Genomic DNA, 23,762 nt, shown 5'->3' with positions numbered 1-23,762 from the left:
AGAAAACACGATATGAGTCAAAATGTTTATCAGTTTATCGATTTACAACGTGTTGATCCGCCTAAAAAATCGCTAAACGTCCGTAAAATTGAGTTTGTTGAAATTTATGAAGGCTTTTCAGCCTCGCAATCTCAAGCACAAGCAGATCGTTGTCTGGCTTGTGGTAATCCTTATTGTGAATGGCGCTGTCCAGTACATAACTATATCCCAAATTGGTTAAAATTAATTAATGAAGGGAAAATTTTAGAGGCTGTTGAGCTATCTCACCAAACCAATAGTCTACCAGAGGTGTGTGGACGAGTTTGTCCGCAAGATCGTCTTTGTGAAGGTTCCTGTACTTTAAATGCTGAATTTGGAGCCGTAACGATTGGCAGTATTGAACGTTATATTACTGATGAAGCCTTTAAAATGGGATGGAAACCAAATCTATCTAACGTTGAAAAAACTGGACTAAGAGTCGCAATTATTGGTGCAGGCCCTGCTGGATTAGCTTGCGCTGATGTCTTAGTACGTAATGGTGTTACACCAGTTGTTTTTGATCGTCATCCGGAAATTGGTGGCCTATTAACTTTTGGTATTCCTGCTTTCAAATTAGATAAAGAAGTCTTAATTCACCGCAGACATGTCTTTACCGAAATGGGAATTGAGTTTCGCCTTAATACTGAAGTGGGTAAAACTGTACAATTAGCCGATCTCATCAATGAATTTGATGCAGTTTTTGTTGGTACTGGTACTTATCAATCAATGCGTGCAGGCCTAGAAAATGAAGATGCCGATGGTGTTTATGATGCCCTACCATTTTTAATTGCTAATACCAAACATATTATGCAACACCAACAAACTGATGATGCGCCTTATGTCGATATGAAAAATAAACGCGTCGTGGTATTAGGTGGTGGTGATACAGCAATGGATTGCGTTCGAACGTCTATACGTCAAGGTGCAACTGAAGTGACTTGCGCCTATCGCCGTGATGAAGCTAATATGCCGGGTTCTAAACGCGAGGTTAAAAATGCTAAAGAAGAAGGCGCACAATTCCAATTCAATGTACAACCTCTGAGCATCGAAATCAATGATGCCGGTCATGTTACTGGTGTAAAAATGGTAAGAACGGAGCTTGGCGAACCTGATGCAAAAGGACGTCGTTCTCCGGTGATAATTCAAGGATCGGAATTTGTACTTCCGGCAGATGCAGTTGTAATGGCATTTGGCTTTAAACCTCATTCTATGCCGTGGTTAGCCGAACATGGTGTTGATTTTGATGATAGAGGGCGCATAATCGCACCACAAAGCAAAGGTTACCAAACCAGCCATCCAAAAATCTTTGCTGGTGGTGATGCGGTAAGAGGATCGGATTTAGTGGTGACTGCCATTAGCGAAGGTCGCAAAGGGGCAGAAGGGATTTTAGATTACTTAGAAGTATAAAGTGATTAACTAAGTAAACCTTATTTCCATTCTCTACTGAGTGGGAGTAAGGCTTATTACTTAATATTTATTGATCTGCCTAAACCATAACGTTTATTGATTACAACCTAAATATCGTCATTTATCGAGTTGAAATCGCCAATGCATATTCACTTTGATAATTGGCATTAATGACTATTAGCTGATAACATGAAATTGTATCAGCTAATAACCTTTAATTATTGTATTATTTGGTTATAAATAGACAATCTGAGAACCATTTTCAGGATTTTTAGTCGCCTCAGCAAACCCTTCTAAGAAAAAGGCTAGATGATCAGCTTCATCCCCTAAAAGGCGCCCTTTGACTTTATTCCAAGTTAATAACACGATAGCTGCTTGTGGTTCACAACAAATTAACATCGGTTGTTCAAGTTCTTCATTCCAATAAAACTCACCGCCGTATAATTTTTGGGCTGTCAGTAATAAGTAACAACCATACTCTTGAGCAATCATATTAAGCTGTTCTTCAGGGATACTAAAATTTTTATCAGCTAATTCACCAATAATAATTTCAACAACAGAAATACTTTTTTCGGAATAATCGAGCTGGTTAATACTCCACGTTGGGCTATGTAAAATGGCATTTTGTGCCCATGCTTCGATTTCTTGATATAATTCATTTTTTTGTTCAGTCATTTTGATTTACTTCGCTAGATAATTGTTCAGATTGTTTGACAATTTGCCATGCATCTTCCATTTCTTCAAGTGTTGCGTCAATTAAATTGTGATTTTTTTGTTTAAGTAATAATTCTACCTGCTTAAAACGCCTTATAAACTTGTTATTGGCATTTTGTAAACATAACTCAGATTTAACTTTTAAATGTCTGGCTAAGTTAACGGTGGCAAAAAATAAGTCGCCAAGCTCTTCTTCAATTTTGGATTGATCTTGTGCGGTTTTATTCAATTCCTCTTCCACTTCGCTAAGCTCTTCTTTAACTTTATCAATAACAGGTTTTAACTCTACCCAATCAAATCCAACTGATGCACAGCGTTTTTGTATTTTTTCAGCTTTCATTAATGCTGGAATGGCGATGGGAATATCATCTAATAGTGAATATTGTGCTCGTTTATCACGTTCTTGTTGCTTAAGTTGTTCCCAATTTGGCTTAACAGTAGTATCATTTGAAAAGACATGGGGATGACGACTAATCAGCTTATCAGCAACAGAGAGGCAGATATCATCAAAATTAAATAAACCTTGTTCATTTGCTAAGTCAGCATAAAAAACAATCTGAAACAGTAGATCACCGAGTTCATTTTTAAGTTCAGCCATATCTTTTTTTTCTATGGCATCTAAGACTTCATAAGTTTCTTCTAGAGTATATGATTTTAATGATTCAAAAGTTTGCTTACTGTCCCATTCGCAACCTTTAATTGGATTACGTAATTGTTTAGTAATAGCTTGTAAACGTTCTAATTGGTTCACGATATTTCTCACAAAGTAGTAATTGTTAAATAACATTGTATCAAAACAAAATAGTAATGTTTTAATAACTAAATAGTAAGCATCCAAAATTTAATAAAAATATTTCCATTTAAAAACAATGAATAAAAATTTAAAAACAATAAAATCACACAGATTTACACTCAAAATACACAATTAAGTATATAATACATTTAATTTCAACTTAAAAAACACTAAAAATATGAATAAACTACGAGAACTTACATTTAGAGGTATTATTCTTGGTGCACTGATAACAATGATTTTTACTGCATCAAATGTTTATCTGGGCTTAAAGGTCGGTTTAACTTTTTCATCTGCAATTCCTGCAGCTGTAATTTCTATGGCGATTTTGCGGTTTTTCCCTAATTCAACCATTTTAGAAAATAATATGGTTCAAACGCAAGCTTCTGCTGCAGGGACATTATCTTCAATCATTTTTGTTATTCCGGGCTTATTAATGATGGGATACTGGCATGATTTCCCTTTTTGGTTAACCTTTGCTGTATGTTTGGCTGGTGGTATGTTAGGTGTGTTATTTTCTATACCGCTTCGACATGTCATGGTAGTAAAAAGCGATTTACCTTACCCTGAGGGTGTTGCTGCTGCCGAGATATTAAAGGCTGGGTCAAAGGCAGAAGGAAATGACGCTAATGGTGGATTAAAAGATATTTTATTCGGTGGCATAATTGCTTCTTTAGTCAGTTTATTTACTAATGGATTCAAACTGCTATCTGGAAATACAGCTTATTGGTTCACAGCAGGCAAAGCAATATTTCAAATACCCTTAGGGTTTTCTTTAGCATTATTAAGTGCAGGCTATCTAATTGGTATTATTTCAGGTATTGCAATACTACTTGGGACTATTATTGCTTGGGTATTTGGCATACCGATTTTAACAGTTATCAACGGTTATGATTCAAGTTTACCTTTATCTCAAGTTGCCATGCAAATTTGGGACAACGATATCCGTTTTATTGGTGCAGGAACGATTGCTATTTCAGCTGTTTGGACTTTGCTCTCTTTAATAAAACCAGTTATTGAAGGAGTGAAAATTTCTTTTAAAACTCTACGTTCAGATGTGTCAATAAAAGACACAACAGAACGCGATCTATCCCCTAAATGGATTTTTTCTATTATGGGGATGATGTTAGTCATTTTAGTCGTGACTTTTTATTCATTTATAGCTGATAGTGGCTTATCTACAGGCATAGCTTGGTCATTAGTTGCATGTGCGGTATTGTTTTCTTTTATTATGGGTTTTTTAGTTGCTGCAGCTTGTGGATATATGGCTGGTTTAGTCGGATCATCAGCAAGTCCTATGTCTGGTATTGCAATAGTTGCAGTTATTGCTGTTTCACTTATTTTATTAGGACTAGGTGAAATTAATGGCATGTTATCAACGATTGAAGGATCGAATTTTGCAACAGCATTAGCATTATTTACGACAAGTACTGTTTTAGCAATAGCATGTATATCAAATGATAATTTGCAAGATTTAAAAACAGGCTATCTAGTCAATGCAACACCATGGAAGCAACAAGTTGCTTTATTAATTGGTTGCTTTGTGGGTGCTTTAGTTATAGCTCCTATTCTAGAAACCTTATATCACGCTTACGGCTTTACAGGCGCTGTTCCTCGCAGTGATATGGATCTTTCTCAAGTTTTAGCTTCTCCTCAAGCATCTTTAATGACAACTATTGCACAAGGTATTTTTTCGCATAAACTTGATTGGACAATGATTTTTATTGGCCTAGTATTAGGGGGAATAATTATCATCACTGATTTAATTTTTGCTAAAAATAACTCAAAATTTAGATTACCAGCTCTTGCTGTCGGATTAGGCATTTATTTACCACCAAGTGTCACTACACCGATTTTTGTTGGCACATTACTATCTTGGATTATAAAACGTTATACTTATGCTAACGCAAAGAAAAATAATACTGATCCAGAAATACAATTTAAAAAAGTTGATAGCAAAGCAGCTTTAATTGCATCAGGCTTAATTGTTGGTGAAAGTTTAATTGGCGTTATATTAGCGGTAGTAATTGTGATAAGTATTACTAATGGAGGAAGTGATGCCCCATTGGCGATATTTAAAAACTTAGGAAATTTACCACAATACCTAGGATTATTTGTATTTATCCTTATCTGTTGGCTTTTTATTCGCAGAGCTTTGTCGGCAATAAAAAGTAAAATTTAAGTGATATTAATATTTAGGCAATGATTACATTAATTATTAAATATGATTTTTATTCAACATATTAATAAATAATCTTATTTTATCATTTTCCGCATTGTTTACCGTATCAATCATAAATATTCGATTCAAATGCAATGCGGATAAATCACCGGTAAAACGTATTGCATAAAGTTCTTTTTTTGTTAGCATAGCTTTTTTTTAGAGTAATAGATGGCAATATTATGATTGTTTTTGATTCTATCCAAATTCGTCGTGGTGTTAATCTGCTTTTAGATAACGCTTCAGCAACAATTAATCCTAAACAAAAAGTTGGATTAGTAGGTAAAAATGGTTGTGGTAAATCCACCCTTTTTTCATTAATTAAAGGCGAAATTCACTCTGATGCTGGAAGTGTATCAATACCTACACAATGGCAGCTTGCTTGGGTTAATCAAGAAACACCTGCTTTAGATGTTCCAGCTATTGAATACACTATTGATGGGGATCGAGAATATCGCCAATTAGAACAAAAACTAACGATTGCTAATCAAGAAAATAATGGTGAGCAAATTGCGATTATTCACGAACAACTCGATACCATTGATGCTTGGACAATACGGGCAAGAGCCGCAACACTATTACATGGTTTAGGATTTTCTAACGAACAACTCAATTTACCGGTTAAATCCTACTCGGGCGGTTGGCGGATGAGACTAAATTTGGCGCAAGCGTTAATGTGCCGTTCTGATTTACTGCTGCTTGACGAACCAACTAACCACCTTGACTTAGATGCAGTGATTTGGCTTGAAAAATGGTTGAGTAATTATCAGGGAACGCTTATTTTAATCTCTCATGACCGAGACTTTTTAGATCCACTTGTTAATAAAATTATTCATATTGAACAAAAAAGTTTATTTGAATATACCGGAAACTATTCTTCATTCGAAAACCAACGTATAACTAAATTGGCACAACAACAATCATTATACGAAAGTCAGCAACAAAAAGTCGCCCATCTGCAAAGCTATATTGATCGCTTTAGAGCAAAAGCAACCAAAGCAAAACAGGCTCAAAGCCGAATTAAAATGTTAGAAAAAATGGAGCTTATTGCACCGGCACATGTGGATAATCCTTTCCATTTCAATTTTAAACCTTCTGAATTTTTACCAAGTCCATTATTGATGATGGATAAAGTGGTTGCTGGTTATGGAGATAAAATCGTCCTTGAAAAAATTAAATTAAATCTTGTTCCCGGTTCGAGAATTGGTTTATTAGGACGGAACGGAGCTGGTAAATCGACTTTAATTAAATTATTAGCGGGAGAATTACAACCTAAAGAAGGTCATATTAATTTAGCCAAAGGTGTTCAATTAGGCTATTTCGCTCAGCATCAGTTAGAGTATTTGCGTGGTGAAGAATCCTCACTTTGGCATTTAACTAAGCTTTCTGATCCTAAAATAACAGAACAAGAATTGCGTAATTACTTAGGTGGTTTTGATTTTCATGGCGATAAAGTCAATGAACCTGTAAAAACCTTTTCAGGTGGTGAAAAAGCTCGATTAGTTTTAGCATTAATTGTTTGGCAAAAGCCAAACCTACTGTTACTTGATGAGCCAACTAACCATTTAGATTTAGATATGCGCCAAGCATTAACTGAAGCGCTTATTGATTTCGAAGGCGCGTTAGTTGTTGTATCGCATGATCGCCACTTACTACGTTCAACAACTGATGAGTTTTATTTAGTTCACGATCACAAAGTTGAACCATTTAATGGTGATCTCGATGATTATCAAAAATGGCTTGCCGACGAGCAGAAAGCGGAAAATCAGCCTGAACCAGATCAAGATACAGCTAAAAAAGATAGTGTCCAAAATATTTCTTCGCAAGAACGCAAAGAACAAAAACGCCGTGAAGCGGAATTAAGAGCGCAAATGCAGCCAATTAAAAAATTGTTGCAAAAAGAAGAGCAAAAACTTGAACAATTGAGTACCGCTCTTAAAGACATTGAATTGCAATTATCAGATCCGATTATTTATGAAAATGATAAAAAATCAGAATTAACTGAATTATTATTAAAACAGAGTCAACTAAAAAACCAGCAGGAACAAGTAGAAATGAATTGGCTGGATTTACAACAACAATTAGAAGATCTTAATTGTGAGCAGTGAAACGGCTTCTTAAATTTTATTGTTGTTAATTTGAAGTGCACTCAGAATAATCTTTAATATTAATCATTGCCGCTAGTTATTTTCCCTTTAATGGCTAATTTTGGATATTCCAATATAGGCTTCGCACCACCAATATATCCTTTCTTGGTCTCTGTTTACTAAGAGTTATCTGATTAAAGAACAAACGATTTAAATGACAACAAAATACCTCCTTAGAAGAGGAGGTATTATACTTTAGTAAAAAATGATAAAAACAGTTAAGCAAACCAGATTGTATCACTAAAAATGATTTATTAAATCTGTATAGGTAATTTACTCATCTAACACAAACATTCCTTCTGGATGAATTTTTAGATAAAATTCATCGCCTACTTTAGGTTTTAATAAAATAGAATTAACTTGTAAAAGTAAAATTTGATCATGCCAGTTAACTGAAATTTCATACTGAGCCCCCATGTATGCTACATTTTCGACACGACATTTTTGGCAATCTTCAGCGCGGTTTTCCATCAATTCAATAGCCTCTGGCCTAACACCAACAACGCATTGTGTTGATTTAGGTTTGATTTGATCTTGGCAATCGAGCTTATAACCAAAAATTGAAATATAACCATTGTCATAATGCGCAGGGAAAATATTAGCGTCCCCCATAAAATTAGCCATGAACCTTGAAGCGGGTCTGCGATATAAACGTTGTGGTGAATCAACTTGCATAATGATCCCCTTTTTCATAACCAGTACCCTATCCGATACAGCAAAAGCTTCGCTCTGATCATGAGTGACATAAAATGAAGTAATATTAAAACGTTGCTGTAGTTCTCGTATTTTCTCTCGCATACTGCGACGTAAATTGGCATCCAAGTTACTTAATGGTTCATCAAATAATAAAACTTTAGGCTTAAGAATCAACGCACGGGCTAAAGCAACACGTTGTTGTTGTCCACCCGAAATTTGGTCGACAAAACGATCGGCAAATCCGGCTAGATCAACTAATTCTAATGCTTCTTCAACCCTTTTTTTACGCTCCTCTTTAGGTACACCAATCATTTTCAATCCATAACCAATGTTTTCACCTATCGACATATGTGGAAAAAGTGCATAAGATTGAAACACCATACAAATATCTCGTTGCTGAATAGATAAATTAGTTACATCTTCACCATCAATAAATATTTGCCCTTCACTAGGCTTTTCAAGTCCTGCAAGTTGACGCAAAATTGTGGTTTTTCCACAGCCTGAAGGGCCTAGTAAGGTAATCATTTCACCTTTAGCAACAGATAAATTGAAATTTTCAATCACCGTGTTTTTACCAAATCGTTTAGTAATATTTCTTAGTTCAACATAATTCTCATTCGACATAATTCATTCCTACACAAAAGTTTTTTAATATTAAACTTTTAATTTAATTCAAAAAATTTATTAACCTTATAGATTCTATTTATATAATTAAACAATCCTAAGATTCAAGCATAACCAAAAGCTACTTACGTTCAATTAAACCTATAGTCCTTCTGAGACAAACTATTGGGTATTTTTAGCAGTTGAACGAGAAGTTCTTGATTCACCAACTAAATAATCAAACAACAAAATAATTGACAGCATAACTACAATTAATATTGAGCCGTAGGCAATGGCAATACCGTATTCACCATCTTCAACTCTATTTAAAATATAGGCAGTTGCAACACGTGTATCGGGTGTAACCAAGAACACAATTGCGCTCACCGTAGTAATAGCTCGCACAAAGCTATAAACTAAAGCTGATAAAATCGCTGGGCGTAAAAGCGGAATTAAAATATAAAATATAGTTCTAAATGATCCAGCCTTTAAGCTTAATGAAGCTTCATCTAGAGATTTATCTAATTGCCCTAGCCCAGCTATTCCAGCCCGAATACCAACCGGTACATTACGCATAATCATCGAGATAATCACTATAGCAGCGGTACCTGTTAGATAAAATGGGGCGGTATTAAAAGCTAAAATATAAGATACTCCGGCAACTGTTCCTGGCACAGCAAAGCAAAGCATTGTAGTAAACTCAATAATCTTTTTACCTTTAAAATGTTGTCTAACAACAACATAAGCGATTAATAAACCCAAAAAGGCTGTGATTGGCGCAGCAATACCTGCAAATAATAAGGTATCTAATAAAGATGGCCATGCGCCATCGCTAAATCCTTGTCCAAATAGATTAATGAAATTTGCCAATGTTAGGGTGTAATCAACGCCCCAATTAACCGTAAAGCTACCATAGAAGATACTTCCATAAAGCAATCCATTAAATAGTGTCCAAAATGCAAATAATCCCACAATGATCCATTTCAAACTAATTGGTAATGGCTGAACATCACCACGAGAAAATTTTCCTGAAACGGTAACGTAAGATCTTTTACCAATCCAAAGATACTGTACACAAAATATTGCTAAAGAAAATAGTAATAACACACTACCAAGGGTACTTGCTGAAGGATAATCTAACTGTGCCCCAGTAATATAAAAATAGATCTGTGTAGCAAGCACATCAAAATTACCACCTAAAACTAAAGGGTTACTAAAATCGGCAAGTGATTGTACAAAAACAATTAAAAATGAATTGGCTAATGCTGGTTTTATTAATGGCAGAAAAATAGAAAAAAATGTCTTATAGGGTGTTGCTCTTAGTGTATAAGAAGCTTCTTCCAATGAAGGATGAACTGTTTTGATTGCACCGTCTAAAATCATAAATGACATTGGAGCAAAAGCTAATACCTGTGCAAGCCAGATACCAGTAAAACCATACAACCAGTTAGTATCAGATAAACCTAAATAATTAGCAGCAAATTCAGTAACATAACCAGATCGCCCCATCATCAGCGTAACACCAAGCCCAACGACAAAAGGAGGGGTAACAATTGGTAATAGAGAAAAAATTCGACCTATAACCACCGAACGCTTAGCGATTCTAGCAGTATACAGCGCACAGATTAAACCAAAAAATGTTGCACTAATTCCAACAGCAATACCTAATAAAATAGAGTTAAAAATCACCCGAATAATATAAGATTTTGACAAAATATCGATGAATTGGAATGGTACAAACTTCTCTCCGTCAGTAAACATTGGCATAAAGATAGTAATAGTTGGGTATAAAATAAATATTAATATCAATACGATAATTGTTATCATTGATCCAATAACAAAGCAATCCCCACCCATCCACTCAAGGCGAGCAAATGCATGAGTCATTATCATCCCTAAGCCAATAAACAAAAATATTGTCGCATAGCCCATGCTGTGATTAAAAAACCATGAACTTGTTACGGTAAATACCATACAAAATAATGCATAAACAGCATCAAAATAATGACGAGATAGCGCAGAACGATCAAGAGGCTTAATAGGTCTTACTAATAAAACTAATGGTAATACAAACCATACAATACTAATACCAATAGTTGACCAACCATATGATTCTAATAATTCATCAGTAGTTGATTCAAACAATCCATAATCTAATCCATAGGATGGAAATAAAATAAAAGAAATAACAATAAAAGCTAACCAGAAAAAAACTGGATCACACTTACACATTTGCTGTTTTAATTGACTAGAAATACTATATGACATAAATTCACCACAACTAACATAGTGCAAAAATTTTATTATCTACACAAAAAGAAGTAATTAGTAATTACTAGCTGATATACACAGCTAGTAGTAGGTAATATTCCAGAAAAATAATGTTATTTTTCCATTTTGACGTCATTAACCCATTTGTTAATTAAATAAGTTCGCATTTTGGAATCACCATATTTATCAAAATCATACTTAATTAGGTTAAGATCATTTAATTTTAGTGCTAGTGGTGAGGACTCTGCTGTTATATTAGTTGGAATCTGATAGGATTTGGCTTTTTGCCAAGCAATTTCTTGTGCTTGCTTAGATAATACCCAATCAACAAATAACTTAGCATTATCTAAATTACGTGCTCCTTTAATAATACTTATACCACCGATCTCATAACCAGTGCCTTCACAAGGTGAAATTAAATCTAATGGCGCTCCGTTTTCCTTTTCTAATGAATAGTCATGTAAAAAACCGATACCAATCATAGTTTCTCCTCTTGCAGCATTACGTGCCGGAGCTACTCCAGATTTAGTATATTGAGAAATATTACGATTAAGCGCTTTAAGATAATCAAAGGCTTTATCTTCACCCCATAGTTGAGTAAAAGTCGCTAGTGCTGTATAAGCTGTGCCAGAACTTTGTGGATCAGCAATTTGGATTTCACCTCGAAATTCAGGTTTAATCAGATCAGCCCAACATTTTGGTACTTCAACACCTAGCTGTTTTGCTCTGTTAGTATTTACACCAAATCCTAAAATACCAATATAAACGGCTGAAGAATAATTCCCTTTTATTTTAGCTGGATCACGGAATTCTGGTATGATTTGCTCTAAATTTGGTGATTGATATGCATACAATAATCCCATTTCACCGGCTTGAGAATGTGGATCTAGTGTTCCACCATACCAAATATCTGATTGCGGATTTTCTTTTTCTGCTTCAATTTTTGCCAATGTACTACCACTACCATTACGAATAAGTGATGTTTTAACATTATATTTTTCGCCAAAAGCCTTAGCTTCTTCCTCACATAACGCGTTTGTACCACTACAATAAATAACCAATCGACCTTTGGCATTAGCAACCGATGCACTTCCAACAGCAATTCCCATCAACATTAATAATGTTAATATTTTTTTTTGCATAGTTAATTCCTTCCCTTAGATAATTAATATTTTCTTTTTCATTGAATAAAAAACTATAATTTTTATATGTTACATAAAATGCATAATTGATACTGTGATAACGATCTAATTTTTTAGACAATTTATAATATTTACAACTATTTAATAAGAATGTTGTTTAAGACTTAAAGTTAAGTACATCATTATGAACTATCAAAATACTTGTTAGGAGAGATACTTAATGAGGTATGTAGTGATAGGATTGAACTTTTGAAGAAAAAAATATAAAAAAGTATCCAATTTGTCGGTGATGAAAAAAATTCACCAACATTTTATATCGTACTTTTTATTGAAAGAATAGAACGTTGACGTTGATATCAAAACAAGGCTATCTACGTCATTACGTTTAAGTAGTGAATAAAGAATAATAGTTGTTATTTTATAAGGCAGGTTAAAAAAAAATCACAGAATAATTTCTGTGATTTTTCTTTTCATTGAATTAAAAATATTCAGATAAATTAGCTCTTTTCTACTTGGCTAAAATCAAGTTCAACCGGTGTTGAACGACCAAAAATTGATACCGATACTTTTAGGCGACTTTTTTCATAATCAACTTCTTCAACTACACCATTAAAGTCTGCAAACGGTCCTTCATTAACTCGAACAAGTTCACCTGGTTCAAATAGGGTTTTAGGACGTGGTTTATCACCAACTTGTTGTAAACGATTCATGATAGCGTCAACTTCACGCTGGCTGATTGGTGCTGGTCGATCTGATGTTCCACCGATGAATCCTAAAGTTCTTGGAACACTTTTAACTAGATGCCAAGTCGCATCGTTCATCATCATTTCAACTAAAACATAACCTGGGAAAAATTTACGTTCACTTTTACGGCGTTGACCGCTTTTCATTTCGACAACTTCTTCGGTTGGTACTAAAACTTCACCAAAGGAATCTTCCATATTATGTAATTTAATATATTCACGTAATGATTGTGCAACACGTGCTTCATAGCCAGAATAAGCTTGGATCACATACCAGCGTTTTTGTTGTGTTTCACTCATATTAACGCCCTATTAATGTTAAATAAAAGATGACTGAACGGAATAAAGAATCCATACCCCAAAGAGCTGTACCAACAATAATTGTAATAACAGCTATTAATAAAGTTGTTTGTACTGTTTCTTTACGAGTTGGCCATACAACTTTTCTTAACTCTTTTCGTGATTCTTGCAGAAATGTTATAAATGATTTTCCTTTATTGGTTGTAAATGCAATAAATAAGGTTAAAAGCGAAATGACAACAACCGCAATAATTCGAACAACTGTATTTGGTTGATATATATCATTAGGCGCAGAGAAATAAGAATTTCCCCAAACAATTAACGCAATTAATACTAGAACCAAAACCCATTTAAACTTGTCTAGAACTGTGCTTGTATCTTGACTCTCGTTACTTACTAGCATATAGAACCTATAATTATGTTATTTATAATATTATCCATTTTCCAAAATGCTCTTTCTTAATAAAAACATTTTGCTAAACAGACTAGATAAGAAAGGGCATCAAACGACACCCTTTCTAAATAGTGCTTGCTTAAATTATTTAATAACCTTAGCAACAACACCAGCACCAACAGTACGACCACCTTCACGGATAGCGAAACGTAAGCCGTCTGCCATTGCGATTGGGTGAATTAATGATACTGTCATTTTGATGTTATCACCTGGCATTACCATTTCTACGCCTTCTGGTAATTCAATAGTACCAGTTACGTCAGTTGTACGGAAGTAGAACTGTGGACGGTAGCCTTTGAAGAATGGAGTATGACGACCACCTTCATCTTTGCTTAGGATATATACTTCTGATTCAAAATCTGTATGTGGTGTGATTGAACCTGGTTTTGCTAATACTTGACCACGTTCGATTTCTTCACGTTTTGTACCACGTAGTAATACACCTACGTTCTCACCAGCACGACCTTCGTCTAGTAATTTACGGAACATTTCAACGCCAGTACAAGTTGTTTTTGTGGTTGGTTTGATACCAACGATTTCAACTTCTTCACCAACTTTAATTACACCACGTTCTACACGACCTGTTACCACTGTACCACGTCCTGAAATTGAGAACACGTCTTCAATTGGAAGTAGGAATGGTTTATCGATATCACGCTCTGGTTCCGGAATATAGCTGTCTAAAGCTTCAGCTAATTCAACAATTTTTTCTTCCCATGCTGCATCGCCTTCTAACGCTTTTAACGCTGAACCACGAATTACTGGAGTGTCATCACCTGGGAAATCATATTGAGATAGAAGTTCACGTACTTCCATTTCAACTAATTCTAATAATTCTTCATCATCAACCATATCGCATTTATTTAAGAATACGATGATGTAAGGAACACCTACTTGACGACCTAAAAGGATGTGCTCACGAGTTTGTGGCATAGGACCATCAGTTGCTGCTACTACTAAAATAGCACCGTCCATTTGTGCCGCACCAGTGATCATGTTTTTAACATAGTCAGCATGGCCTGGGCAGTCTACGTGTGCGTAGTGACGAGTTGGTGTATCGTATTCAACGTGTGAAGTGTTGATGGTGATACCACGTGCTTTTTCTTCTGGTGCATTATCGATTTGATCGAATGCGCGAGCTTGACCGCCGTATTTTTTAGAAAGTACAGAAGTAATAGCTGCTGTTAAAGTTGTTTTACCATGGTCAACGTGGCCGATTGTACCAACGTTAACGTGGGGTTTTGTACGTTCAAATTTTTCTTTAGACATTTATAGTCCCTCAATGTAATACAAATCGGTGGTGAATCACCACATTAACCAAGTATCATATTTAGTTTTAACATAATACTAATTTAAAATTAGCTTTGCATAATAACAGATAAAGCCATCTAGTGACAAGCTTTAAAGCTATCAAATATAATTTTTTTAGAAGTTTAGGAAAGTAACAAGAATGGTGCTGATAGGCAGATTTGAACTGCCGACCTCACCCTTACCAAGGGTGCGCTCTACCAACTGAGCTATATCAGCAATTGGAGCGGGCAGCGGGAATCGAACCCGCATCATCAGCTTGGAAGGCTGAGGTAATAGCCATTATACGATGCCCGCATGTTCAAACTCGGCTACCTAAATGCTTCAATTAGCAATTGCTAATGTTAGATAATGGTGGTGGGGGAAGGATTCGAACCTTCGAAGTGTGACACGGCAGATTTACAGTCTGCTCCCTTTGGCCGCTCGGGAACCCCACCCCGAATCATTATAAACTGTTTACTTAGGAAAATGGTGCCGGCTGCCGGAATCGAACTGGCGACCTACTGATTACAAGTCAGTTGCTCTACCTACTGAGCTAAGCCGGCCTAAGTGCTGCGCATTATGGACTAGAACATTTAACCTTGCAAGCAAAAAAAACATTTTTTTTATTGTTTGCTTAAAAAAAAATCAAAAATATAAAAAAAACCTGAAATATAGACTATTTCAGGTTTTTATTTAATCAAAAATAATGTGTTAAATTATTTCTTTTTTGTCGCTTTTTTAGTCGTTGCTTTTTTCTTAGTTGAAGCAACACCTTTAGCTGCTGTATGTACTGCTACATCTTCGCTGATATCACCTTTATCTTGATATGCACGACCGTAATAAGTATCAAGTAGAATTTGTTTCAATTCTGCAATTAAAGGATAACGAGGGTTAGCACCTGTACATTGATCATCAAATGCATCAACTGCAAGTTGGTCAACTTGAGCTAAGAAAGCTTTTTCATCAATACCAAACTCTTTAATAGAGAATGGAATTTCAAGATCTTTTCTTAATTGATCTAACCAACCAATTAATTTCTCAACTTTCTTCTCGTCTTTGTCTGATGCAGCAGTTAAGCCTAAGTGGTCAGCAATTTCAGCATAACGTCTAACGGCTTGAGGATAACCATATTGGCTAAACGTTCCTTGTTTAGTTGGTTTATCTGTTGCATTGAAGCGAACAACATTACTAATCAGCATTGCATTTGCCACACCATGAGGGATATGGAATGCAGCACCAATTTTATGAGCCATAGAGTGACAAACGCCTAAAAATGCTTGAGCAAATGCAACACCAGCTAACGTTGCAGCACTATGCACTTTTTCACGAGCAACTGGGTTTTTAGCCCCTTCTTTATAGCTTGTAGGTAGATATGCTTTCAATATGCTCAATGCTTGTAATGCTTGTCCATCAGAGAACTCGCTTGCCATAATTGACACATAAGCTTCTAAGGCATGAGTTACCGCATCATAACCACCTGCAGCACAAAGTGATTTAGGCATATTCATTACTAAGTTAGCATCAACAATTGCCATATTTGGTGTAATTGCATAATCAGCTAATGGATATTTTTGGCCAGTTGCATCATCTGTTACTACCGCAAACGGTGTAACTTCAGAACCTGTACCAGAAGTAGTTGTCACACAAATTAATTTGGCTTTTTTACCCATATTAGGGAAATGACAAGTACGTTTACGGATATCCATAAAGCGCAATGCTAATTCATCAAATTTTGTTTCTGGATGTTCATAAAGTACCCACATAATTTTTGCGGCATCCATTGGAGAACCACCACCTAAAGCAATAACAGTATCCGGTTGGAATGCTATCATTGAGTCAGTACCTTTACGAACAACACTTAATGTTGGGTCTGCTTCAACATCAAAGAAAGTTTCACAAATTACACCACGTTCTTCAAGTTGATCGGTAATTTGTTTTGAGTAACCATTGTTAAATAAGAATTTATCGGTTACTAAAAATACGCGTTTGGCACCTTGTTCAATTACTTCATTTAAAGCAACTGGAAGTGAGCCACGTTTAAAATAGATAGAACTTGGTAATTTGTGCCATAACATGTTTTCTGCTCTCTTAGCGATTGTTTTCTTGTTGATTAAGTGTTTCGGACCGACATTTTCTGAGACCGAGTTACCACCCCAAGAACCACATCCTAGTGTTAAAGATGGCGCCAAATCAAAGTTATATAAATCACCAATACCACCGTGAGCAGCTGGTTGATTAATTAAAATACGACATGTTTTCATTTTACTACCGAAATAAGCAACACGATCACGATTGCTATCTTGGTCAGTATAAAGAACAGAAGTATGACCCATACCGCCCATTTCAACTAATTTCTCAGCTTTATCTACTGCTTCATTGAAGTCTTTAGCTTTAAACATAGCTAAAGTTGGAGAAAGTTTTTCATGAGCAAATGGTTCTGATAAGTCAACTTTACTCACTTCACCAACAAGCACTTTTGCACCTGCCGGCGCTTTAAATCCAGCTAATTCAGCAATTTTAGTCGCTGGTTGACCAACGATATTAGCATTTAAAGCACCTTTATCATTTAAGATAATACCTTGAACAGCTTTGGTTTCCTTAGCATTTAAAATATAAGCGCCATATTGTTTTAATAAACTACGAACTTCATCATAAACAGAATCAACAACCACAATAGCTTGTTCTGAGGCACAAATCATACCGTTGTCGAATGTTTTAGACATCAATACTGATGCAACAGCACGTTTTAAGTCAGCTGTTTCATCAATAATTACAGGAGTATTACCTGCTCCAACACCTAATGCTGGTTTACCAGAACTATAAGCTGCCTTAACCATACCTGGACCACCAGTAGCTAAGATAGCTGACACACTATCATGATGCATTAATGCATTAGATAATTCGATAGATGGTTCATCAATCCAACCAATAATATCTTTTGGAGCACCAGCTTTAATTGCAGCATCTAGCACAATTCTAGCTGCTTCAATGGTAGATTTTTTAGCGCGTGGATGAGGTGAAAATACGATAGCATTACGAGTTTTTAAGCTAATTAATGATTTAAAGATTGCAGTTGATGTTGGGTTTGTTGTTGGAACGATACCACAAATAATCCCTAACGGTTCAGCTAAAGTAATGGTCCCATATGGTTCATTCTCAGCGATAACACCACAAGTCTTATCATTGCGATATTTATTAAGAATATACTCAGCAGCAAATAGGTTTTTGATAACTTTATCTTCAACAATTCCCATTCCTGATTCAGCAACAGCTTGCTGTGCAAGAGGGATTCGAGCTGCGGCTGCAGCTGTTGCTGCTGCTACGAAGATTTTATCAACTTGCTCTTGAGTATAAGTAGAATAAGTTTCTTGAGCTTTTTTCACTCGAGTCATTAACTCATTTAACTCATTCATATTGGTTACTGCCATAGATTTCTCCTTGAAAATTAAAAAATAAACTGGGATCGTTTGGCGTCTTCCTTGAACATATTTGTAATAGCAAAACGAAATTGTGGAATATCGTAAATCAGTTTTTTACTTAATACAATAAGATATTTAACAAAAAATGAATGTTCTTTAAAAGAACAAAATTTATTATTACTTTAAGCGAATTAAATTTGAAGATTTTAAAGAAATATAATTAATTAGCTAAAGGAAGCAAAATTGTTTCTTTAGCTAAATTGAATTAAAAATCAAACATTAATTAACTTGTCTAATACATAACTCACAGCCACAAAACCAAAAGTCGCTGTCACGGTAGTAATAGCACCAAATCCGGACTGACAATCCATTTTCTTACTACCTTCAGCTTGATTTTTAGTTGAACAAACCTGACCGTTTGGAGCTGGATAAATTAACTGTTCAGTCGAGAAAACACACGCTATGCCATACTTACCTTTACTATCTTTATTGAGTTTATAATCATTTTTTAAGCGCTCACGCAATTTGGCCGCTAACGGATCTTGAATGGTTTTAGCTAAATCAGCAATTTTAATTTTGGTCGGATCTTTTTGCCCGCCAGCGCCACCAATGGTGATAACTTTTAATTTATTTCGCTTGCAGTGCGCTAAAAGTGCAGCTTTATCACGCACGCTGTCAATGGCATCAATAATAAAGTTGAAGCATGGGTTTTGTTTCGACCCTAAATAATTTGCAACATTATCCGGACTGATAAAATCATCGATGACATTGACGATGCATTGAGGATTGATCTGTAAAATTCGTTCAGCCATAACAGCAGTTTTAGCTTTACCAATATTGGTATTTAACGCATGAATTTGCCGATTAGTATTGGTGATACACACATCATCCATATCAATTAAGGTAATTTGCCCAATACCACTACGGGCAAGGGATTCGGCCACCCATGACCCAACACCACCAATACCAATGACACAAATATGAGCTTGTGAAAATTGCATTAATGCTGCTTCACCATAGAGCCTTGCAATACCGCTAAAACGTTGAAAGTAGGATTCTGATTTCATAATTGATTATCGAAGGTGCTTATCGTCAAACACCCAACACTCCAAAAACTTGTTTACCAATAATAAAGATAATTTGCTTTGCTAACTAATTTATATATAAATAATGTCGATATATTCGTTTTCAAGGACTCTGGATGCAATATATGCTTTCTCATTGCCAGAAAAGTCGATATTAAACTTGATTCACGCTGCATAATCAGCCATGAGATTGCTATTGGCCATTTTTGTACCTCACTGGAAATGTCCGGCTTTTCGATCACTTTAGTCAAATTAGATCAGCAGTTACAATACCTTTACGACCTACCTTGCCAAACCTTAGGAAGGAGAAAATAGAATGAACTTATCACTACTAATAAGATTATCGCCTTACTTGCAACTGTTTGAGATGTAGCCGCTCCACTCCCACATGCAATGATAATCTTTTTCTTAAAGTCTCCCAATAAATAGATTATTTGATGTCGATAATTTAAAAACTTAACGCGGGTAATATCTGGGATTAGTTATACTAAGTTAGTTAGACAATTGTGATTCTGCTATTAGCAATTTAATAGACAGAATCACAATAAGTATTGAAGGTTATTTAATTTTTGAAAGAGTGAATTGGTGCCGGAATTCGTCCGCCACGATGAATGAAATCAAATGAACTGAATTTACTCACCGGCATCACAGGAGCATGACCGAGTAATCCACCAAACTCAATATTATCACCCACCTTTAATCCCGCAGCAGGAATAATCCGCACGGCAGTGGTTTTGTGGTTAATGACACCGATTGCAGCTTCATCAGCAATAATAGCAGAAATCGTTTCAGCGGAGGTATCACCCGGTATGGCTATCATATCAAGACCAACTGAACACACACAGGTCATGGCTTCGAGTTTTTCCAAATTAAGTGCCCCGCAATTAACCGCATCAATCATGCCGGCATCTTCGGAAACGGGTATAAAGGCGCCACTTAAACCACCGACATGACCACACGCCATTACGCCGCCTTTTTTAACGGCATCATTTAACATCGCTAAAGCTGCTGTTGTGCCATGTGTGCCGACAACTTCCAGTCCCATTTCTTCTAAAATATGCGCAACCGAATCACCAATTGCCGGCGTCGGTGCGAGCGATAAATCTACGATACCAAATTTCACACCTAAGCGCTCTGATGCTTCTTTTCCAACTAATTGTCCCATACGGGTAATTTTAAAAGCAGTTTTTTTAATCGTTTCGGCAACCACATCAAAAGGTTGACCTTTTACTTTCTCAAGCGCACGTTTAACAACGCCCGGTCCACTAACACCGACATTAATCACACAATCAGCTTCACCAACACCATGAAATGCGCCAGCCATAAAAGGGTTGTCTTCAACTGCATTGGCAAATACAACTAATTTTGCACATGCCATACTGCTATTATCAGCGGTTAACTCTGCCGCTTGTTTGATAATTTGCCCCATTTGCTTAACCGCATCCATATTGATACCGGTTTGAGTTGAGCCAACATTGACCGATGCACACACCCGCTCAGTTTGAGCCAGCGCTTGCGGAATGGATTTAATTAAAATCTCATCCCCTTTGTGATAGCCTTTTTGTACTAAAGCAGAAAACCCACCAATAAAATTAACGCCAACGGCTTTCGCTGCACTATCAAGGGTTTTAGCAAAGGCAACATAATCTTTATCATCACTGGCGCCGGCAATTAATGACATTGGCGTGACGGAAATACGTTTATTGATAATAGGGATGCCAAATTCGGAAGTGATTTGATCCCCAACTTTGACAAGATCTTTAGCTAATGTCGTTATTTTGTCATAAATTTTTTGGCGAGCTTTCTCACCATTACTATCGATACAATCAAGGAGAGAAATACCCATGGTTATTGTGCGGATATCAAGTTTTTCTTCCTCAATCATTTTAATTGTTTCGAGGATCTGTTTTGTTTCCATTAGTCCTATCCTTAAGTAAGAAATGTAGAATTAGAATTGAAATTACAAACGATGCATAGCATCGAAAATCTCTTCTCGCTGAATATTTACTTTTACCTTGAGTCTGTCGCCTGTTTGCGTTAACGAAGTTTTAACTTCATCAAATGAGACTTTTATTTTGGATAAATCAAGCAACATAATCATGGTAAAATATTCATCCATAATCGTTTGGCTCACATCTAAGATATTGATATCTAATTCAAACAGCTTTTGACTAATTCCCGCAATTATTCCGGTTTGGTCTTTTCCAATGACAGTTAAGATCGTTTTCATCACATACTCCGCACAAAATTCACACAATTAAAAGATATTTATTGAGTTGATTATAATAACATCTTCAAAAATTATCGAAATAGGAGTAGATTGTTTTTTTCAACAAAAATAAAAATATCATTAGAATAAACTGAAAGGGCGAAGTTATGATAAATTTCCAAAAATCCAATAAATTGGATCATGTCTGTTACGACATTCGTGGACCTATCTTAGATCATGCAAAACGACTTGAAGAAGAAGGTCAAACTATCCTTAAACTCAATATTGGAAATCCCGCCCCTTTTGGTTTTGCCGCCCCTGATGAATTATTGGTTGATGTCATTCGTAATTTACCTTCTGCGCAAGGATATTGCGATTCAAAAGGGCTTTACTCAGCTCGTAAAGCCATTATGCAACACTATCAAGCCAGAGGAATTACCAATTTAGATATTGAAGATATCTATATCGGCAATGGTGTGTCTGAACTGATTGTGCAATCGATGCAAGCACTACTTAATAGCGGAGATGAAGTTTTAGTGCCTATGCCTGATTACCCATTATGGACAGCGGCAATTAGTTTATCCGGTGGTAATGCCGTTCACTATTTATGTGACGAAGAAGCCAACTGGTCACCGGATTTAGAGGATATAAAACGAAAAATCACCCCCAAAACCAAAGGGATTGTGATCATTAATCCTAATAATCCAACCGGCGCAGTTTATAGCAAAGAAGTGTTACTTGAGATTGCCGAAATTGCTCGCCAACATAATTTGCTTATTTTTGCAGACGAGATTTACGATAAGATTTTATACGATGATGCCGTGCATCATTCGATTGCCGCCCTTGCTCCTGACTTATTTGTTGTTACCATGAGCGGCTTATCAAAAACCTATCGAGTAGCAGGCTTCAGACAAGGTTGGATGGCGCTTTGTGGACCTAAACAGCATGTAAAAGGCTATATTGAAGGATTAAATATGCTCGCCTCGATGCGTTTATGCGCCAATGTGCCATTACAACATGCTATTCAAGGCGCATTAGGCGGATATCAAAGCATAAATGAATTTATTGTGCCCGGTGGCCGTTTATATGATCAATGTATGTTAGCTTGGCGGTTGTTAAATGAGATTCCGGGCGTTTCATGCACCAGACCACAAGGCGCGTTATACCTGTTTCCAAAGCTGGATCAACAAAAGTTTAATATTCACAATGACCAAAAATTAGTATTAGACTTTTTATTACAAGAAAAAGTATTGTTAGTGCAAGGCAGTGGCTTTAATTGGCACAAACCCGATCATGTAAGAATTGTTGCACTGCCACATACCGGTGATCTTGAAGATGCCATTAACCGCTTTGGTAACTTTTTATCAAGTTATAAACAATAATTAGATACCAATAAAAAAGCGCCGGAATTGGCGCTTTTTATTTAACCAGTAATGTGAATTAATTATCTTTTTAATTCAGCTAATTTATTACGGATATTTTGTGCACGTTTAGATGAAGATGGATGGCTACTTAAAATTGATGATTCACCGCCACCTAATTTATCAAATGCTGTTGCAAGACCAGCTGGATTAATTTTTCTCTTGATTAAATAATCAAATGAGAAGTTATCTGCTTCTTGTTCTTGAGCTTGTGAGAATTGAGCATTGATAACTTTTTCTGCTAATTTACCAATACTTGATTTAGATAATTTAGCAACTGCTGCATTACCTGATGCTGCTGCTGCATCACGAGCAATTTCTGTAGCATAAGCAACTTGGATTGCTTTTTTACTATGACCTAAAGCTACGTGACCTAATTCATGACCTAAAACACCTTCGATTTCGTTGTCATTCATCATATCCATTAGACCGCTGTAAACACGTACACAGCCGTTAGCCATTGCCCATGCGTTAACATCTTTAGTAATATATACTTTATAGTTAACTGGTGTACCGTTTATATTATTACCAAGAGCTTTGGCAATTTTATTTAAACGTTTGGCGTAAGCACTTTTAGCTGGAGCAATTTTTGATTGAGCATCCATTTGTGCACATGATTTTTGGCTTAATGCTTTCACATCATTATCACTGAGTGTTGCCGCTTTCAAACCTTTCATGCCAAGACTAGTTAAATCGTTAGCACTCATGTTTTTACAACCAGCTAACGACATAGCTGCAACTAAAGGTAGTGCAACAAGCAAAGTTTTTTGATGTTTTTTCATACTCTTTTCCTTATATTAACAAATTTTACTTTTTTCTAACTTAAAGC

At 35.9% G+C, this 23,762-nt stretch carries 18 protein-coding genes and 4 tRNA genes; 5 read left to right on the top strand and 17 right to left on the bottom strand.

The features are described 5' to 3' along the window. Positions 1 to 12: 12 nt before the first annotated feature. Positions 13 to 1,425: an FAD-dependent oxidoreductase gene (locus tag A9G07_RS10575; protein ID WP_065563736.1), complete on the top strand. Its 1,413-nt coding sequence runs from the start codon at positions 13 to 15 to the stop codon at positions 1,423 to 1,425. Between the two features lie 234 nt (positions 1,426 to 1,659). Here A9G07_RS10575 and A9G07_RS10570 read toward each other — a convergent pair whose 3' ends face one another. Together A9G07_RS10570 and mazG are read right to left on the bottom strand one after the other, a co-directional pair. Further along, positions 1,660 to 2,100: a hypothetical protein gene (locus A9G07_RS10570; RefSeq protein ID WP_065735074.1), complete on the bottom strand. Its 441-nt coding sequence runs from the start codon at positions 2,098 to 2,100 to the stop codon at positions 1,660 to 1,662. After that, a complete protein-coding gene (gene mazG / locus A9G07_RS10565; RefSeq protein ID WP_218060063.1) occupies positions 2,093 to 2,890 on the bottom strand; it encodes a nucleoside triphosphate pyrophosphohydrolase in 798 nt (265 codons plus the stop codon). The genes A9G07_RS10570 and mazG overlap by 8 nt, the downstream gene beginning before the upstream one ends. A 220-nt stretch (positions 2,891 to 3,110) precedes the next feature. Here mazG and A9G07_RS10560 point away from each other — a divergent pair, with 220 nt between their 5' ends. Both A9G07_RS10560 and A9G07_RS10555 read left to right on the top strand, forming a co-directional pair. Continuing rightward, entirely contained in the window at positions 3,111 to 5,114 is a 2,004-nt protein-coding gene (locus tag A9G07_RS10560; RefSeq protein WP_065735072.1) for an OPT family oligopeptide transporter, read from the top strand. A 221-nt stretch (positions 5,115 to 5,335) separates the two neighbouring features. Further along, positions 5,336 to 7,261: an ABC transporter ATP-binding protein gene (locus A9G07_RS10555; RefSeq protein WP_065735071.1), complete on the top strand. Its 1,926-nt coding sequence runs from the start codon at positions 5,336 to 5,338 to the stop codon at positions 7,259 to 7,261. 312 nt (positions 7,262 to 7,573) lie between these two features. Here the strand turns inward: A9G07_RS10555 and fbpC are convergent, their stop codons facing one another. The 12 genes from fbpC to tcdA all read right to left on the bottom strand — a co-directional run bounded on the left by fbpC (position 7,574) and on the right by tcdA (position 19,285). Beyond that, entirely contained in the window at positions 7,574 to 8,620 is a 1,047-nt protein-coding gene (gene fbpC / locus A9G07_RS10550) for a ferric ABC transporter ATP-binding protein (protein WP_065735070.1), read from the bottom strand. Between the two features lie 162 nt (positions 8,621 to 8,782). Then, entirely contained in the window at positions 8,783 to 10,867 is a 2,085-nt protein-coding gene (locus tag A9G07_RS10545; protein WP_065735069.1) for an ABC transporter permease, read from the bottom strand. Between the two features lie 116 nt (positions 10,868 to 10,983). Beyond that, entirely contained in the window at positions 10,984 to 11,985 is a 1,002-nt protein-coding gene (locus A9G07_RS10540; RefSeq protein WP_416379937.1) for an ABC transporter substrate-binding protein, read from the bottom strand. A gap of 524 nt (positions 11,986 to 12,509) precedes the next feature. Beyond that, positions 12,510 to 13,055, bottom strand: a complete 546-nt coding sequence (gene nusG / locus A9G07_RS10535) for a transcription termination/antitermination protein NusG (RefSeq protein WP_065563741.1) — start codon at positions 13,053 to 13,055, stop codon at positions 12,510 to 12,512. 1 nt (position 13,056) lies between these two features. Beyond that, entirely contained in the window at positions 13,057 to 13,458 is a 402-nt protein-coding gene (gene secE, locus A9G07_RS10530; RefSeq protein ID WP_065563742.1) for a preprotein translocase subunit SecE, read from the bottom strand. A gap of 135 nt (positions 13,459 to 13,593) precedes the next feature. Further along, complete coding sequence (gene tuf / locus A9G07_RS10525) at positions 13,594 to 14,778, bottom strand: elongation factor Tu (RefSeq protein ID WP_065733704.1); 1,185 nt, start codon at positions 14,776 to 14,778, stop codon at positions 13,594 to 13,596. Positions 14,779 to 14,960: 182 nt separating this feature from the next. Further along, positions 14,961 to 15,036, bottom strand: a tRNA-Thr gene (locus tag A9G07_RS10520). 3 nt (positions 15,037 to 15,039) lie between these two features. After that, positions 15,040 to 15,114: transfer RNA gene (locus A9G07_RS10515), tRNA-Gly, on the bottom strand. A 55-nt stretch (positions 15,115 to 15,169) separates the two neighbouring features. After that, a tRNA-Tyr gene (locus A9G07_RS10510) sits at positions 15,170 to 15,254 on the bottom strand. A gap of 32 nt (positions 15,255 to 15,286) precedes the next feature. Beyond that, positions 15,287 to 15,362: transfer RNA gene (locus tag A9G07_RS10505), tRNA-Thr, on the bottom strand. A 153-nt stretch (positions 15,363 to 15,515) separates the two neighbouring features. Continuing rightward, a complete protein-coding gene (adhE, locus tag A9G07_RS10500; RefSeq protein ID WP_065735067.1) occupies positions 15,516 to 18,227 on the bottom strand; it encodes a bifunctional acetaldehyde-CoA/alcohol dehydrogenase in 2,712 nt (903 codons plus the stop codon). A 263-nt stretch (positions 18,228 to 18,490) separates the two neighbouring features. Further along, the gene (tcdA, locus tag A9G07_RS10495; RefSeq protein WP_065735066.1) at positions 18,491 to 19,285 is read right to left on the bottom strand and encodes a tRNA cyclic N6-threonylcarbamoyladenosine(37) synthase TcdA; all 795 of its coding nucleotides are present in this window, start codon (positions 19,283 to 19,285) and stop codon (positions 18,491 to 18,493) included. A 78-nt stretch (positions 19,286 to 19,363) separates the two neighbouring features. Between tcdA and A9G07_RS12225 the strand changes: the two genes are divergently transcribed. Next, positions 19,364 to 19,618 carry a dihydroxyacetone kinase subunit DhaK gene (locus A9G07_RS12225; protein ID WP_081303423.1) on the top strand — a complete coding sequence of 85 codons (255 nt, stop codon included), beginning with the start codon at positions 19,364 to 19,366 and terminating at the stop codon, positions 19,616 to 19,618. A 247-nt stretch (positions 19,619 to 19,865) separates the two neighbouring features. On the opposite strand, the gene A9G07_RS10490 is transcribed toward A9G07_RS12225, so the two are convergent. Both A9G07_RS10490 and A9G07_RS10485 read right to left on the bottom strand, forming a co-directional pair. Beyond that, on the bottom strand, positions 19,866 to 21,221 hold the full coding sequence (locus tag A9G07_RS10490; RefSeq protein WP_065735065.1) for a PFL family protein: 1,356 nt from the start codon (positions 21,219 to 21,221) through the stop codon (positions 19,866 to 19,868). A 42-nt stretch (positions 21,222 to 21,263) separates the two neighbouring features. After that, complete coding sequence (locus A9G07_RS10485) at positions 21,264 to 21,533, bottom strand: ACT domain-containing protein (RefSeq protein WP_065562050.1); 270 nt, start codon at positions 21,531 to 21,533, stop codon at positions 21,264 to 21,266. Positions 21,534 to 21,679: 146 nt separating this feature from the next. On the opposite strand from A9G07_RS10485, the gene A9G07_RS10480 reads away from it, so the two are divergent. Further along, the gene (locus tag A9G07_RS10480) at positions 21,680 to 22,894 is read left to right on the top strand and encodes a pyridoxal phosphate-dependent aminotransferase (protein WP_065735064.1); all 1,215 of its coding nucleotides are present in this window, start codon (positions 21,680 to 21,682) and stop codon (positions 22,892 to 22,894) included. 62 nt (positions 22,895 to 22,956) lie between these two features. Here the strand turns inward: A9G07_RS10480 and A9G07_RS10475 are convergent, their stop codons facing one another. After that, entirely contained in the window at positions 22,957 to 23,715 is a 759-nt protein-coding gene (locus A9G07_RS10475) for a M48 family metalloprotease (protein ID WP_065735063.1), read from the bottom strand. Positions 23,716 to 23,762 lie beyond the last annotated feature (47 nt).

It is taken from the genome of Gilliamella sp. wkB72 (assembly GCF_001693745.1).
Classification (GTDB): Bacteria; Pseudomonadota; Gammaproteobacteria; order Enterobacterales; family Orbaceae; genus Gilliamella; species Gilliamella apicola_E.
Note: the sequence above shows the minus strand (reverse complement) of the source record. Positions and strands in the feature narration are given on the sequence as shown.